15 protein-coding genes are annotated in these 15,357 nt (G+C 45.8%); all 15 read right to left on the reverse strand.

The window, feature by feature from the left end; translation table 11 throughout:
- Positions 1 to 89: 89 nt before the first annotated feature.
- Entirely contained in the window at positions 90 to 572 is a 483-nt protein-coding gene (locus tag ACR0QT_RS06305) for a PcfB family protein (protein ID WP_432629991.1), read from the reverse strand.
- Positions 573 to 608: 36 nt separating this feature from the next.
- Positions 609 to 920: a DUF5720 family protein gene (locus ACR0QT_RS06310; RefSeq protein WP_002304317.1), complete on the reverse strand. Its 312-nt coding sequence runs from the start codon at positions 918 to 920 to the stop codon at positions 609 to 611.
- 10 nt (positions 921 to 930) lie between these two features.
- The gene (locus tag ACR0QT_RS06315; RefSeq protein ID WP_002588969.1) at positions 931 to 1,572 is read right to left on the reverse strand and encodes a DUF3846 domain-containing protein; all 642 of its coding nucleotides are present in this window, start codon (positions 1,570 to 1,572) and stop codon (positions 931 to 933) included.
- A 54-nt stretch (positions 1,573 to 1,626) separates the two neighbouring features.
- Positions 1,627 to 2,154, reverse strand: coding sequence for a hypothetical protein (locus tag ACR0QT_RS06320; protein WP_432629992.1), 528 nt, complete (start codon positions 2,152 to 2,154; stop codon positions 1,627 to 1,629).
- An 8-nt stretch (positions 2,155 to 2,162) separates the two neighbouring features.
- Positions 2,163 to 3,089 carry a ParB/RepB/Spo0J family partition protein gene (locus ACR0QT_RS06325; protein ID WP_118629850.1) on the reverse strand — a complete coding sequence of 309 codons (927 nt, stop codon included), beginning with the start codon at positions 3,087 to 3,089 and terminating at the stop codon, positions 2,163 to 2,165.
- Positions 3,046 to 3,873, reverse strand: a complete 828-nt coding sequence (locus tag ACR0QT_RS06330) for a ParA family protein (RefSeq protein WP_432629993.1) — start codon at positions 3,871 to 3,873, stop codon at positions 3,046 to 3,048. The genes ACR0QT_RS06325 and ACR0QT_RS06330 overlap by 44 nt, the downstream gene beginning before the upstream one ends.
- Positions 3,874 to 3,914: 41 nt before the next feature.
- Positions 3,915 to 4,817, reverse strand: a complete 903-nt coding sequence (locus ACR0QT_RS06335) for a DUF6017 domain-containing protein (RefSeq protein ID WP_432629994.1) — start codon at positions 4,815 to 4,817, stop codon at positions 3,915 to 3,917.
- 543 nt (positions 4,818 to 5,360) lie between these two features.
- A complete protein-coding gene (locus ACR0QT_RS06340; RefSeq protein WP_278854517.1) occupies positions 5,361 to 5,585 on the reverse strand; it encodes a DUF5348 domain-containing protein in 225 nt (74 codons plus the stop codon).
- A gap of 437 nt (positions 5,586 to 6,022) precedes the next feature.
- Positions 6,023 to 7,195 carry a CDP-glycerol glycerophosphotransferase family protein gene (locus tag ACR0QT_RS06345; protein WP_432629995.1) on the reverse strand — a complete coding sequence of 391 codons (1,173 nt, stop codon included), beginning with the start codon at positions 7,193 to 7,195 and terminating at the stop codon, positions 6,023 to 6,025.
- 128 nt (positions 7,196 to 7,323) lie between these two features.
- Positions 7,324 to 8,343, reverse strand: a complete 1,020-nt coding sequence (locus ACR0QT_RS06350) for a glycosyltransferase family 2 protein (RefSeq protein ID WP_432629996.1) — start codon at positions 8,341 to 8,343, stop codon at positions 7,324 to 7,326.
- A gap of 13 nt (positions 8,344 to 8,356) precedes the next feature.
- Complete coding sequence (locus tag ACR0QT_RS06355; RefSeq protein ID WP_432629997.1) at positions 8,357 to 9,883, reverse strand: lipopolysaccharide biosynthesis protein; 1,527 nt, start codon at positions 9,881 to 9,883, stop codon at positions 8,357 to 8,359.
- 16 nt (positions 9,884 to 9,899) lie between these two features.
- Positions 9,900 to 10,979, reverse strand: a complete 1,080-nt coding sequence (locus tag ACR0QT_RS06360; protein ID WP_432629998.1) for an acyltransferase family protein — start codon at positions 10,977 to 10,979, stop codon at positions 9,900 to 9,902.
- Positions 10,980 to 10,996: 17 nt separating this feature from the next.
- Positions 10,997 to 12,106, reverse strand: a complete 1,110-nt coding sequence (locus ACR0QT_RS06365; protein WP_432629999.1) for a glycosyltransferase family 1 protein — start codon at positions 12,104 to 12,106, stop codon at positions 10,997 to 10,999.
- Positions 12,107 to 12,186: 80 nt separating this feature from the next.
- The gene (locus ACR0QT_RS06370; protein WP_432630000.1) at positions 12,187 to 13,401 is read right to left on the reverse strand and encodes a glycosyltransferase family 2 protein; all 1,215 of its coding nucleotides are present in this window, start codon (positions 13,399 to 13,401) and stop codon (positions 12,187 to 12,189) included.
- Positions 13,402 to 13,435: 34 nt separating this feature from the next.
- Positions 13,436 to 15,349: a GGDEF domain-containing protein gene (locus ACR0QT_RS06375; RefSeq protein ID WP_432630001.1), complete on the reverse strand. Its 1,914-nt coding sequence runs from the start codon at positions 15,347 to 15,349 to the stop codon at positions 13,436 to 13,438.
- Positions 15,350 to 15,357 lie beyond the last annotated feature (8 nt).

Here is a 15,357-nt window from a genome sequence, read left to right on the forward strand (position 1 = left end):
CCATGCTTCTCCTAAATTCGTAGCGAACAACCCTACCAGAAAATACGGGAAATTCAGAATCAGAAGCTTTTTCATTTTCCTCTTATCCATCACAGATCACGCTCCTGTTTCTTCTCTCGAACCTTCTTCGGAATCGCTGCGACAATTTCCTTGAACTTCCTCAGCTGCGCCAGAACGCTCGGCTTTTCATTCTTGGTTAATGCCCTTGCCTGATGTTCCTTGCAGATTGCATCCAAAGCATCTGCATCTTTGGAACGGACAAAAACAAGAAACTGGGGAGGATCAACGGACTTATCTTTTCTAACGGCAAAGTCCACGCCATACTTCTTGGCGAGTTTTTCAAAATCACGGATGCTCTCTTTGTCGATCTCAACATTCGTTGCACCCTGATTCTGTCCCAAAAGCTGTTTCACGGATTGCTTTCCGTGAACGGCAGGGTCTCGTGCCTTTTTCATCTTCACTTTTTCCCGGTGCTGCAAATACTTGCGGATACCGGCAATGATAGTGCGCCCCGTCAGCTTGGTTGTGCTGATCGCCAGGTTTACTGTCCTGTTTTCAACTTCTTCCTGCATGATTCATCACCTCCTGCAAGCAGTAGAGTGAACAGATTATCGTGCCATATCTCTGTGGTCGTAATACAGATTGCCCTTGGCAACTGCGGCATGGCTGATAATCTTGATATTGCCAGCTTTCTGGTTATCCAGAGCCTTCTGATAACCCACATCGCTCAAATACAGGCGATTTCTTTCGCCTTTCCAACCGACAGGCGATTCATCGGTCAGCACATCGAAAATAATCATGTGCTTGGTGGCGTCATCAAATCGTGCCAAGTCCATATAGGTATGTCCCTGGTACTCCTTGGCACCATCCTGAATCCGCTTTCGCTCCATCAGCTCTCCAATCGTCGAATTTCTTTGCATAAGAACCTCCTTACAGAACATCTCGGTCAGGGTTACTTTTGTGGGGAACCGAATCAGCTTTGACAGGTGCATCTTCTTTCTTCACCATGTCATCCGGCAGGGGAAGCGCCATAATGCTGCGCCCCATGCGTACAAAAGTCTCAGGCTGATGAAAGTGTTCCTCAAACTGCTTCATCAGTTCCGGGGACAGAGAACAAAAATCATCCTCGCCCAATCCCACAACCAGAAAATCACCGGCGATAATGTCATAAATATCGCCGTCATCATCACGCAGCGCACGGTTCAGTTCTTTGCCTACGAGTTTACCTTCGTCGTGCATCACCAGTGCAACCGGCTCATTGAACGGATAAGTTGCCTCAATATCGCCACCTACGGCTTTCTGCAAATCCTCCAGCTCACAGCCGATCTGCACAGCCTGCGGATACATGAACGGCTTTACCAGCAACACATTCATGGTATCTGCCTGTTCTTTCTGAACCTCCCGTTCCTCGGTCGTGCCGAACGCAACACCGGTAAAGTTTTCGGAGTCCAGAATGTACTCCGAATTGTAATAAGCGGCTCTAACCTGTTCCTCTGCCGCATCGTGAGATTCTGCTTGCACCGTAACCGTTTTCTCCAAGGTTTCGGTGATCTTCACATCGTATTCTTTCAAGTTTCGATACCTCCGTTTCTTTGGAAATAAGAAAAGCGACCATCCATGAACCTGTTACAGTTCATAAATAGTCGCATCCACATCGGCTAAAAGCTCGAACAAGCAAATATCGTCCAGTTCGCAAATCATGGAACCCATGTCGAAGAAAATATCGTCCTCGCATTCCACCGTAGTAACCACGCTGCGGTGTTCGTTAAGACAAATGGCTTCTTCCTTGTCCATCGTGATCGTAGACATACAGGACACCACATAGAATGTCATATCTTCTGCTAACCACAACTCCTTGCTCTGAATCGTGCGAACTTTTTCATCGCCGCTCATATCTTCTACATAGGACAGAAGCCGCACGGCTCTGCTGTTCAGAAGTACCTTTCCCTGATAGTCGATACCCTCACCAGCAGAGGACAATACTCGATACTCGCTAACCATCTCGGCATTTTTCTGAAACGACTTTGCCAGAAGCGCAGGAGAAATATCATCGAACTCCTCACTGTAGTTTACGAGCATATCTACCATATAATCAGGATCGCAAAGGTCGTAGAGTTCTTCCAAAGCGCCCTGAATGTTTTTGGGTGTAAACATTTTTTACCTTACCTTTCCATAGATTTTTCTCTTTTTTTCTGCCACTGTTCCAAAAGCTGAATGATTTTATCCTCCATCTGCTTGTTGGTATAGGATTTCGGGAAGTATTTTCGCAACGAATCCGTTTTGAAGGTTACTCTGTCCAGCTCTCCCTTCTTGATTTCATTCATAATCTCGCACATCGCATCCAGCGTACACTCGCCCTCCTGTGCGAGCTTTTTAATTCGCTGTGCTTGTGAAAGGGAAGGGGCTGCTTGAGCATAATCCATTGCTGAAAGAAAATCCTGCTGTTCTTCACTTGCCAGGTAGGAAAGCTCCACCGCAGGATTGAATTTGATCTGCCCCGTATCCACCATATCCAACAGTTCAGGAATCAGTTCGGTCAGACGGATATACCTTTGAACCTGCACACGGCTATCGCCACTTTGCTCAGCAACCTGATTCACCGCCCACGACTTCTGCCCAACTTGGGCAGAAGTTAAATCTGTCCGTTCGCCCTGATGTTTAATCGCATCCAGCTTCATCTTGTAGGCAAATGCTCTTTCGCTCGGAAGAATGGTTTCTCTCTGCAAATTCGCATCGACCATCAGAATAATGGCTGCATCATCGTCCAAGTCACGAACAATCGCAGGCATGGTTTCCTTACCCGCAAGCTCCGATGCCCGGTGCCGCCTGTGACCAGAAACGATTTCATAACCACCATCGGGGTCAGGACGGACAATCGCCGGGGTGAGAACTCCAAAATCTCGGACACTCTCCGCCGTTTTCATCATTTCCTCATCGTCCACCACTCGGAACGGATGTCCCTCAAAAGGGTGTAACTCAGAAAGCGGAATTTCCTGCACACGCTCCTGCTGGGCTTCAGCTCTGGATTGATCGGTGGAGAAAATATCATCGTACCCCTTCAAGCTGATGTTTGCGCCTTTTTTCTGCATTGTTTAACACCTCCTTCGTCAGAACTTTATAGGCTTCGGCAACTTTACCTTTGGGATCATGCTTAAAGATACTGGTTCCCTCTGCGCTGATTTCCTCTGCACGGACAGAACGGGGAATATCTGTCTTATAGACTTTCAGCTTTCCACCGTAGCTCTCCCGAATCAGATTGCTGATGTCCTTGGAGTAGTTGGTTCGGCTGTCCACCATCGTCAGAAGAATCCCTTCGATTTTCAGTTTGGGGTTGATTTGCCTCTTGACCTTGTTGATGGTTTCCAACAGCTGTTCCAAGCCCTTTGCCGGAAGATATGCCGCCTGAACAGGTATCACCACATTGTCGGCAGCTGCCAACGCATTGACTGTCAACATACCCAAAGAGGGCATACAATCCAGAAGAATGTAGTCATAGTTTTGCTTGACTGTATCCAGGTACTGACGGAGAATGGTTTCCCGGCTCATTGCATTGACCAGAGAAACCTCCAAACCTGACAGCTCAATATTGGCAGGCATCAAGTCCACACCTTCCGGGTGATGAAGAATGCCTTCGCCGGGAGCAATCGGCTTTTCCGTCATAATCTTTCCCATCATGTCGGAAAGAGTGGGAGACAAGGTATCCGGGTACGGATTTCCCAGACTGACAGTTAAGGAAGCCTGCGGGTCTGTGTCTACCAGCAGAACCTTTTTGCCCTCCATTGCAAGTCCTACACCCAGATTTTCTGTGGTTGTGGTCTTGCCCGTTCCGCCTTTCTGATTGACTACGGCAATGACAGTTGCTTTTTTCGACAAATATCTTCACCTCGCTTTCTATTCTGTGTATGCTGCATTGATTACCACCTCCCTCCAAGTTTCCCCGAAGCCATATCGTGCCTGACCTTTGCGTCATAGTGGGCGCTTATGGTGTAGGGGGCATTGTATATCGAAGCAAGTAGATACTGCTTGATATTGCGAACATCGGTTGTATTTTCCTTGAAAGAACTCATTACAAACCTAATATGCTCAGAATCCAGTTTCATAAAACTGCTTCTGACAATTCCAATCGGTTTATCATCGCTGGCAATCCGAATTTGCTTACGGTTGCTGCACATGACCTCAACAATCAGATGCAGTATCAGATCGAGTATCTCATGGTCATACGGATAATCCTGTTTGAGATAATCCATGGAAAGGTGTTCATAGAAATACTGGTAGTATCGTGCGAACTCATCTGTCCCGTCGACTTCCTTTCCACTAAAACCGGAAGAAAAGAAAGGATCAGTATCACTCAAATCAGTATAATTAGTATCAGTATTATTACCTTGTGCTTTTGACAGTTCCTGAATTGTGTTTTTGACAACTCCAGAATTGTCCTTTTGACAATTCAAGAATTGTCTTTCCACAGAACCGGAAATGAAGTTCTTTACATAGATCAGGTTCGGTTTCCCAAGTCCCTGTCGCTTGCGTTCTATCAGACCGCATTTCTTTTCCAGCTCATCCAGCAGCTTTACCGCTTTCTTTTCGGCACAGCCTAACGCACCTTTGATTTCTTCAATGGTGAAGATGATATAAACACGGCCTTCCTCGTCCAGCCAACCGTTCCTGGCTGACAGGTTCATGCGGTCAAGCAGAATCCCATAAAGCAACTTGGCATCGGTTGATACATTCCAAAAGCAATCCTCAGTGAACAATACCTTTGGCACACGGTAGAATGCGAACATCTCCGCCTGCTGCCCATAGAAATAATCATACGTCACGCATCCTCACCACCTCTTTCTGCGGAAAATGCTCTTTTTTCAGAGGGGTTCTGCGGAAAGTCGTATCCTTCAGTCTGTATGGGCAGCGGACAAAAGAACAGGAACGGTATCTCCATCGTGGCTGATAATTCTCACAGTCTTTGCAGCACTTCGGCTTATCACGGCGATTGTATTCATAATCACGCATATCAGCGAACCCCCACATCTCTCATAATCTTCTTGGTACACCAGCCAATGCAAGGATGATCTCGTCCATACGGACAGCCATCACATTCCGTCTTGGGTTTCGGGGGTACAGAGATTAAGTAGTAGCAATTTTCTTTTCCCAGACGACAGCCCTGCTTTCGATTCTTCCAGAAGTAGCAGAAGCGGCAATCGTCCGGCTTATCTGCGGCATAAACAGTTTTGCTCAAAATAGAACCCTCCAATCATTCTGACTTGCCCTGAAATTTGGGCATAAAAAAGAGCGTCTACCCAACCCCGAATTATGGGGCGAATAAACGCTCTAAGTAGTTTTATTTGACTGTTGATGTACACCGGCAGTTACTCCAGACGAACCCGCAATCCCACAAGGGAAGGGGTGGGAACCCCAACCAGATACCATCCTCTTTCATCCCAGCCGTACTCGATTCGAGTCGGTTTCCATCGGTTGTTTACAAAAACATCCATGCAGGTGCCGCAATGCAACCCGCCGTAATAATCCTCCAGACCGAACCGCACATCCATGCGCTCGGACTTCTGATCGTAGACCAAAACACCTTGCTTCATTCTGAGACCTCCTTACACTTTGAGTTTCGCCAGTTTTCTGGCATCATATACAAGGTATGTTTTGAAGTAAAAAGTCCGTGCCTTTCTGTTTACTCCGGAGATATTTCAGTCTGAAAGTTTGGACAAAATCAGCGAAAACCCGGTGTTTTCAAGGCTTCTGAACTTTTGTCCTATTATAACTCAATCATCAATTCTTCTCACAATTCCCGTAGCTTTCATAATTCTTCCTCCTGCATATCTCACTTTCTGTTAAACATCAACAATGGCTTGCCTCATAATCATTCATAACCATTCTCAATATCACATATTTAACAGATCTTCCATATCGTGTTTCGTATGGATAGTATGTGGAAATGAAGAAGGAAATATTCGTATGGAATCGATTGGTAAATGGATTGATATTCTAATTAATACCCAAAATCAATGATCAGCAATAATTAAATCAGTTTTTTAATCGCCTCAAACGTGCGCTCGCAGTTCTTCGCATCCCTCATCGGGAAAAAGGCGCGAACTCTCTCCCTGTAATCATCCTGAAGTTCCATTCCTCGCTCAAGGCACGCTTTCGTCTCCTCAAGAACTTCTGTTTCCTCTGTACAGACCGGACCAAATCCATCTCTCCGGTAATCAAAATATCCCTTCTGATAGTGATACTTTCTGAATTCCTCCTCATCAAACTGGTAAAACAGAACCGGTTTTTCGAGAAACGCCACATCAAAAAAGACACTCGAGTAATCTGTAATCAGCAGCGAACAACTCATCAGCAACTGCTGAACATCATGTGTCGACTTGTCGGCAATTGTGATTCGGTCAGAGTCCGTATGAAAATGCTTATTATACTTCTGCATCTCCACATGCGGATAGAAAATCAGCTGATAGTCATAGGCTTCCAACATCTCTTTCACTCTCGGACTCGACAGAAAAGACTGAAACTTTTCAAAAAATGCCGTCTTCAAAAATGCATCTCCGGACGGATAATACGATCCTCTCCACGTCGGCATCACAAGAATCATCTTGTCGCGTTTTCCCGCACGAATCAGGTTATCAAACCGGCAGAGTCCCAGATATTGCGGAACCTCCTTCGCAAATCCAAATGTGTCCCTGATAAACTCATACTCGGGTTTTGCTCCACAACAAAAAAGATCGGTATAAAAGCGATCGCGGTGTTGCCATTCCATCTCATCTTTTATGATTCCGTGACGCAGGAAAATCTGCTTTCCTCTCGCTCGGATTCCCTTGCTCGCCAGATGATAATGAACCATCAGATCCGGTGCACACGGCTGAATGTGGGTTCCCGCAAGAACATCCGCACAGTAGTAGAGCAGATAGTGTTTCAGACTGCGCTGTGCCACTGCACCGCCCAAAGCTGTGATCTTCTTTCGGTCTACGCTGTCCTCAGAAATCACATAATAGGACGAAATCTCAGGATGTTCCGTCCTGAGATAGTGATAGAACCAGTACCCATTATCGCGCGCATCATTTCCGCGCTCCCCGACAAGCCAGATATTCCGGTATTTCGGCGAGCACGCTCGAAGAACCGCTCCAACCGCCTTAAAAAATGCCATAAATGCCAGCTCTTTTCCATAGCAGAGCAGACGAATTGCCCGTTTCATCCTGCCATTCCCCCTCTTAACATTCACTTTTCTAATCGTTCGCTGTGAACATCTTAAACATCCACGTTTCAAGTCTTTTATCAACCTTTCACATGAATTTTTTTATCCACACGCATCACAAACCATCGTTATCCACGCTTTTTCTGGTTGCACCCGGAAAGAATCAACACTGCCCCATAAAGATGACATTTTAAGAGTTGTAACTTAATTTTATCATTCCGGCTCTTTTCCGTTTTCAACGAAACTTCTCGCACCGATCTCTTTACCCACGGATCTCTCATCGCATCACGCAACCATCGATACCGTTCACCAAATGTCATCGGACCAAGACTGATATTCTTGATTCCAAGCTGAAGATCCCTGAGAATGCAGTAGGCAACCTTTGTTCTGTGGAGTGGGCTATCCATCAGCCCCCACTCCTCCACCACACTGCGGATCGCACTGCTGAGATAGAAATTCTCCTTCACGCGCTCCGGATGGTAGGAATTCGAGAGCGAATTGCTCCTCGCCTCCGTGTAATGATACAGTGGACGATCAATCACAACAAGGCAGGATGGATTGTGACGATAAAATTCCACATAGAAAAGCCCATCCTCCCCGATGCTCTTAGCCGGAAAGCGGAGATGATATCGCTCCACAAACTCCCGCCTCATCAGTTTTGTCGTGATAAAAAAGGAGGTCGCCAGCTTGTCAAAATACTCCTTAAACGGTTCCCCACAAAAGACACCTGTGATCGAGGGAAGTGCCTTGACACTCTTGACGCAATTTCCCTTCTCATCGTAAAAGTCATTGTATTTTCCGAACATCACAATGTCTGCCTGCTCCCGGTCTGCCGTCTCCGTCAGGACCTCCGCTGTCTCCGGCTCAATCCAATCATCCGGATCAAGGAAAAAGAGATAGTCTCCAGTCGCCAAATCGAGAGCTGTATTTCTCGCACTTGCCACGCCCCCATTTGGTTTCGAGATCGCCCGAAATCTGGAGTCTTCCCGTTCAAGTTCCGCACAGATCTCTCCGCTTCGGTCTTTTGATCCGTCATTCACAAAAATCGCCTCAAAGTCCCCCATCGTCTGCTTTTTCAGAGCCTCAGCAACTCTCGGCAGATACTTTTCCATATTGTAAACTGGAAGAATAAACGATATTCTCGGCATAATTTCCTCCTAATCAGAATCGATCTCTCACACTGTCAAAAAGTCCTTTGTACTCCCCAAAATCCGTCACAAGATTTGCAACGAGGAAAAGCCCTGCAATCCAGAACGAATTCAGAATCGCACGCCACATGACATAAAAATAGCTGACTGCCTCACAACTCTCTGTTCCAATCAAAACGAGAACTCCAACTGCGACTGCCGTGTTCACAAAGATCTTCTTGAAGCTCTTCAGACAGCTTCGCTCTAAAATATGCTTTGAAGTGTAAATCACCATTGCATTGATTCGGTAAAGCAAAGCGATAATCGTCGCAATCAGACATCCGCTCATTCCAAGTTTCCATGTGATGATTAAAGAGAGAACAATGTTGATCGTCATCTCAATCAATGCCTGATTTCTCGTATCGTCAAATTTTCCCGCAATTGACTGAAGCTGAAGCAGGGGAATCTCTATTCCCGACATTACCGTCCACATTGCAAACAGAATCAGAATCCAGACATTGTCATAAATCTCGGCGTCTGCAACTCCACCCGTATACAGTCGGATGATCGGCATCAGAAAAGCAGTGATGACGGTATACGCCCAGAACAAAAACATATAAAAGACGGATTCATACTGGCTGAATTCCCGATCAAATCGCTTTCTCTCAATCTGATACATCTGACCAAACTTGAATGTCAGTCCATTGGAAAACGAGGTGACAATCTTCTGGAAATTCGCAAAGAACAGCGAGTAGATCGCATACACGCTCGCGTAATTCATTCCACACATGAACGAGATGATGATCGTATCCGTGTTGCAGAAAATACAGTTGGAAATCTGGTGAACAAGAACGGAACCCTTCTGAGAGAGGGCAGAATAATCCGGTTTCGCCTTCCAGTCTATCCAGTCATAATGCTTTCTGACATAGAGGATCACAAAAACAACCTGAATCACAGACGGCAGACAGTATGTCGCCTGAATCAAAAGCAGATTGTCGGAAATCATCAAAAATGCCAGTCTCAGAACATTTGACAGGATAAAGGTAATCGTGGAGAGCCAGGAAATGATATACCGCTTTCCCTCAACCTCCAAAAATGCATTGTATTTTCCACGCAGGGAAAACAGAATGATTCCCGGAATTCCATAGAGCAGGATAATCACACTGACTGTAAAATAGCTCAGACTCGTCTTGATGATCAGCGGATACACCAGAGCAAATGCCACCGTCAAGGCTGTGTAAATCACACTCGATTTCAGATAAAACCGTCGCGTCGCCGATAGAATCGCATTGATGTCCTCCGTTTTTCCCTCCGCGACAGGCGCATAGAGCGCATACTGTGCAGACAGACCAACGCCTGCCTCAAGCAGAGCCAGGTAGGCAAAAATATTTTTGATTGTGCTGTTTAATCCATTTACGTCCGATCCGAAGCTCACCAGATACAGTCTCGGAATAATCAGTCCGAAGACCGCAATGGCGATCTGATAGGACAGACCGGAAATGATATTTAAAACCACTCGTTTGTTTTTCTCATCCGCAGTCGTCGCTGTGGCTTTGCTCATAATGTCTCCCCCCTTTTTATGCCAGAAGTCCAATTTTTCTTAAAACAATTCCCAGTTTCCCACGCCCGAATATTTTTAAAATCAGGGTCGGAACCACCAGACTTGCCATCATGCACAGCACAACCGTGAGCCACGCAGACAGATGCAGTTTGTTGTACAACAAAAGTCCGAGAAGCGCACAGCAGAATGGCTGATGATACAGATAATAAGTCAGCGTATGGCGACCAAATTCCGCGAGATGACCAAGATATTTTTCCATTTTCAGACACACTGCAAGAACTCCAAGACCAAATCCCGCAATCGCCACATTCTCCACGTAGCAAAGCAGTAAGCCCAGACAAGGCATTGCATACCACTCTTTCAGCGGATGAAACAGCAAAAAGAACAGATAGGCTCCACTCGCAAGTCCCGTTCCCATCAGAAGATTTTTCTTTTTTTCCAAAAACATTTCTGGCAGAATTGTGCCGAGAAGAAAGAATTGATACTTCTGAAAAAATCCCTTGAATGTCCAGATCCATTTTGCACAAAACCATTCATAAAAAGCTGGAAGCAGAAGAATCAGAATGATCTTGACGAGTCTCTGCTTATGTTCATCCTCGACCTGCCTGTCAAAGAGAAACGTCAGACTGATAAACAGAAACAGGGTCTGAAGATACCAGATATGAAAGCTGTACGGATTCTCATTGCGAAGCAGTGCAATCACATAATCGATCGGAGTCAAAAAGTGATACGAACTCGACTCCAGAATCTGACGGCTCGCCGGAATCAACTGCGCAAAGGCAAACACGAGATAGACAAAAATCGAATAGGAAATCCACGGAACAATCAGGCTTCCCGCCTTCTTTTTCAGATACTGTGCCGAAGTCAACTTTTTATTTTTCTCTTTTGTCAACGCATATGCCATTCCGGACAGGATAAAGAGCAGAGAGACATGAACCCGGTAAACAAACACATACGACAAATCACACCAGCGAAACTCCGCACGCATGGACTCTCGAAACGTATGACCATAAATAACAAGGAGAATCGCCAGAGCCTTTCCGGCATCCATATAATTACGCCTTCCGTTCTTTTTGGGCGTACTCAACGCATCCACTCTATGCCTTCCTCCTCTCACCGTTCACTCATCGACAGATACAGATTTTGCAGGCGTTTTGCCTCAATCACAATGTCATATCCCGCCTGTTTTACAACGGTTTCTCCCCGTTTCCGATCTTTTTTATGTAGAATCAGATACTCGATCGCTTCCGCCCACTTCTCATCTCCCTCTTCCAAGGACAGACGAATCACCTGATCGGACAAAGCCACCTCATCGGTTACCCGATCGGAGAACACACATGGAAGTCCTGCTGCCTGTGCCTCGACTCCGACAACCGGAAGCCCCTCAAACAGAGATGGCAATAAAAAGACATCCATCATCTGATACCACTCATTCACATTTTGTTGCAGACCGGCAAAAATCACCTTATTTGCCACTCCAAACTTCTCTGCCTTTTCTCGAATTTCCGATTCCAATTCGCCCTCTCCCACTAAAACAAGAACTGATTCCGGATTGCGTTTTTGGTAAGCTACAAAAATCTCAAGCAGGCGATTATGATTTTTCTGAAGATTAAAGCGTCCAACATGACCAAGCACTTTTTTCCCCTTCAAATCATACTTTTTTCGCATCTCATCCCGAACTGCCGTGTTAAAGGCAAACTTATCCGTCTCTATGGCATTGCGGATCGTCACTCCCCGCTCTTCCCAACGTTTTTTTCCAAAATAATAAATTCCGGCATCCCTGCCACATCCCCACAAATCAGTTGCTGCAAGAGGCAAGAGACGCTTGCAAATCATCTTCAATGGCCATTTGTAATCGCGAATAATCTGAGTATTGTGCGCATGTGCAATCCGAACTTTCACTCCGGCCTTCTTTGCACCGCTGAGTGCATAAAATCCCATTGCCTCATTGTGAGCGTGAACAATTTTGATCCGATCGTCTTTCTCGACAATCTCTCTCACAAAGCGCAGATACTTTGGATAGCGAAGCGGACTCAACCCCGGACTCAGAAAAATCCTTCCTCCCATAAGTTTAATTTCCTCATCATAATTGCCCGGTTTCGGTTTATTTACAATAAAATCAAATTGCACTTTTGTGCGATCAATATGACGATAATAGTTCATCAACATGGTCTCAAGTCCTGCCCGATCCATGTTGCTCACCGACTGTAAAATCCGAATCATTTTATCCCCCCGTTCACTTTTTCATTCTCTTTCCGCTCGGTGATCCTTTCCATCACCGCTTATGAAAACTTGAATTGTCATCAATTCATCAATTGAAATAATCTGCCCTGATTACACCATAAATCATATCGATTCATCTGCAACGCCTTTGCACCGCAACGAATCGCATACGCCATTTTCCCAATTTCTTTTTCATACTCTATTTGATAATTCTGATACAAGGCACAACACAGCAGAAAAACTTCCTGTTTTCTTGTCTCCTCAAGCCCGCGAAGATTTGCATAACAGTAATTTGACAACTGCATCGTCAAACTCGCCAAAAACATCTGATCGTGGGGCAGGCCAAGAATCTTGTCTCGCTCAAGCATCTCCTCCACAATCCAGTAACCCTGAATCGCAGATGGTCGTCCCTGACTTGTCGAGGTGATTCCCGAAAAATTCTTTCTCCACAGATATACATTCTCTCTGATTGAGACGATTGTCTTTGCCTTTCTGAAGACCAGAAAATGAATGATTGTATCCTCAAAACAGGTATAGTTCGATGGAAAACGAATCTCCTCAAAGAGTTCCCTCTTATACACTTTTCCCCAGGGCATTCCCGGAAGATCAAGGCAGTCCGCTCTGTGACGACCGGTATATCTCATCTCCTCATAAATCTGAACATTGCCGTAGATTCCAGCCTCATCCATGTACTGCCATCCACCCTGAACGACATCCGCATTTTCCCGCTCTGCGGTTCGCATCAGCGCTTCCACGGCATGAGGGCGCAACTTGTCATCACTGTCCACAAACATCAGGTACCTTCCGACGGCATACAAGAGCCCTTCATTTCTCGCTCTTGACGCGCTTCCGCCTTCATGAAAATCAATGATCCTGACCGTTGCAAGTCCCCGATACTTCTCGAGAATCTCCGCTGTCCGGTCTGTCGATCCATCGTTGACGAGAATCACCTGAATTCGGTAATCCCCTTTCTGGTTTAAAATGCTGTCCACACAGGTTTCTATATATTTCTCTGCATTGTGCACCGGCACAATCACAGACAGATCAACCGCCGGATCTGGCTCTGCCATCGGCTTCCACTCTGGAACATCCGACTTCGGTTTCGGACAGAGCGCTTCAAGACTCTCCCGAGTCCTCTCGAGAGAATCGTGAGGTTTTATCTCCTGCTTTCGGAGTCCGCCAACCAGAAATCCAAGCCTTCCGCAAGTTCTCGCGCAGATCGCAACCGCCAGAGAAACCGGTCTGTTTCCTGTCTTTGAATACATCAACTGATAAGGTCGTTGATTGCGTATCATCCTCTGTTTCTCCCGTCTGTTTTATTTGTCTTCTTTATTCTTTTGAATCTTTTTCTTCACTCATCTCCTCTTGTTTTAAGCTCTCAGGCTGTTTCACACTTTCCGGCTTTTCATCTTCAATTTTGTCAACTGCCTTTTCCTCGCTCTGCTCTGCCTGATTGTTTTGATCTTTCGGAGTTTCCTCTTTTGCCTCCTCCTGTACTCCCCCACGCGCTTTCATCTTCGCATCATAGAGATCACGAATCTTAGACTGTGCACTTCGGAGCAATTCTCGAATCTCATACGTTCCGACCTCCGTCGTCGTCGACCACGAAGCCGTATACTTGATCGGATATTCCGGATTCAGCTTGTTATATTCCGCCACCTGGCTATCTAAAATCTTGAGGATGACCTTCGCCTTCTTGTCACTGCACTCGTCAAAGAAAGCAACAAACTTTCCGACGCCGTTGTATCCAACCATGCCATCGGTATCTCCCATCAGCTGAACAAGACCGGAGAAATCTCGAAGCATTCCATCTCCGACCGTATAGCCAAAACGCTTTGAGAGTTCCGACAGGTTATCAAGCTGTAAGGAGAAGCAGGTAAAGTCCTCCGGAAGGATTCTCTTCGCCATATCATCGATGTAGACATTGAGCTTCTCACGGTTCGGAAGACCGGATTTCTTATCCGTATACAACAGATAATCGACGATATCGGAGGTTCTTCCAAGAACAATTGCACCACAACATCCGACTACGAAGAAGAATACCAGCGCGATCACACTGTAAAGTTTGATGTTGATCGACGGAGCAACACGCACGGAGCTGACCATCTTTAAATAATCCGCACTGATGTAAAGGTTCAGCTCTTTACTGCTGATATTGACAATCTCATAATACTTCTCAAGCTGATTCTCGTAATCATTGATCAGTCTCTCCATCTCGGCATGCTCTTCCTCGGTTCCACTGCTGCCGGAACCTACGGATTCAAATGCCATAAGAATTTCATCGAGGAAGGCGCGATCAATCTGATCTGCCGCAATTACCTCATCAATTCCAACCATCTCAAGGACTAATCCATCGTAAGTTGTCTCTGCTTTTTCACCAGAACCGGCTTCCTCAATCTCTTTTAAAATATAACTCGAAGAGACGTTCTCTCCATCCTCCGTGAAATAGCTCTCAAGAATTCCCGTATTTTTTTCCACGTACTGCTGAATCAGGCTGTCGATTTTCTGACGACGCTCCGTCTCAACCGCCTCCTGCTGATTCGAGGTGGTAATGCTGTTTGCCAGAAACTTTCTGAGCACCTCACCATCTCTGACCTGAGGACCGTTCAATACTTTCGCATAAAGCTCTGGAATCGTATATTTCTTAAAATCCACATAGATATCATAAAGATCCGAATAACGATATCCCGTTTTTGACGAACGGAAATTCGGATAATTTTCCTTTTTCGCCTCCAAGAATTGCAACATTGCATTCGTATCATCTTCCAGAATTCGGATACACTCATAGTAGTCGTAACCGCTCTCGAGAAGATTGGAAGATGGGTTCAGCGACAGTCTCTGCTCAATGTAATTCTCCGTGTAGTAGGTACAGTAACTCTGCATGATCGCATCGAGCATATTGCGGGCATAATTTCCGCCCTCTTTTCCGCTTACAACCAGACTGACTTTGTAGGTGTCCGGAAAGTAAGTGACTTCCTCTCCCTTTTCAATCAGCGCCTCATTGATCTTTTCCTGCTCATCAGGAATCACTTCATCGACCTTACAGTTTGATCGGATCACATTTAGTTTTCCGGAACTGCCCAATGAGTCGATTGCCTGCGAGATCACCGCCGAGGAATAGATCTCATTTACATCCAATTTTCTTCCATCTGGCGTAAATCCATCTTTGATTCCCTCATTCGTATATTTGATAATCAAAGATGCCGTATACTGCTGTTTTCCCTGTGCATACATATAAATCATGATTGCTC

The organism is Brotaphodocola sp. (assembly GCF_050873365.1).
Classification (GTDB): Bacteria; Bacillota; Clostridia; order Lachnospirales; family Lachnospiraceae; genus Brotaphodocola.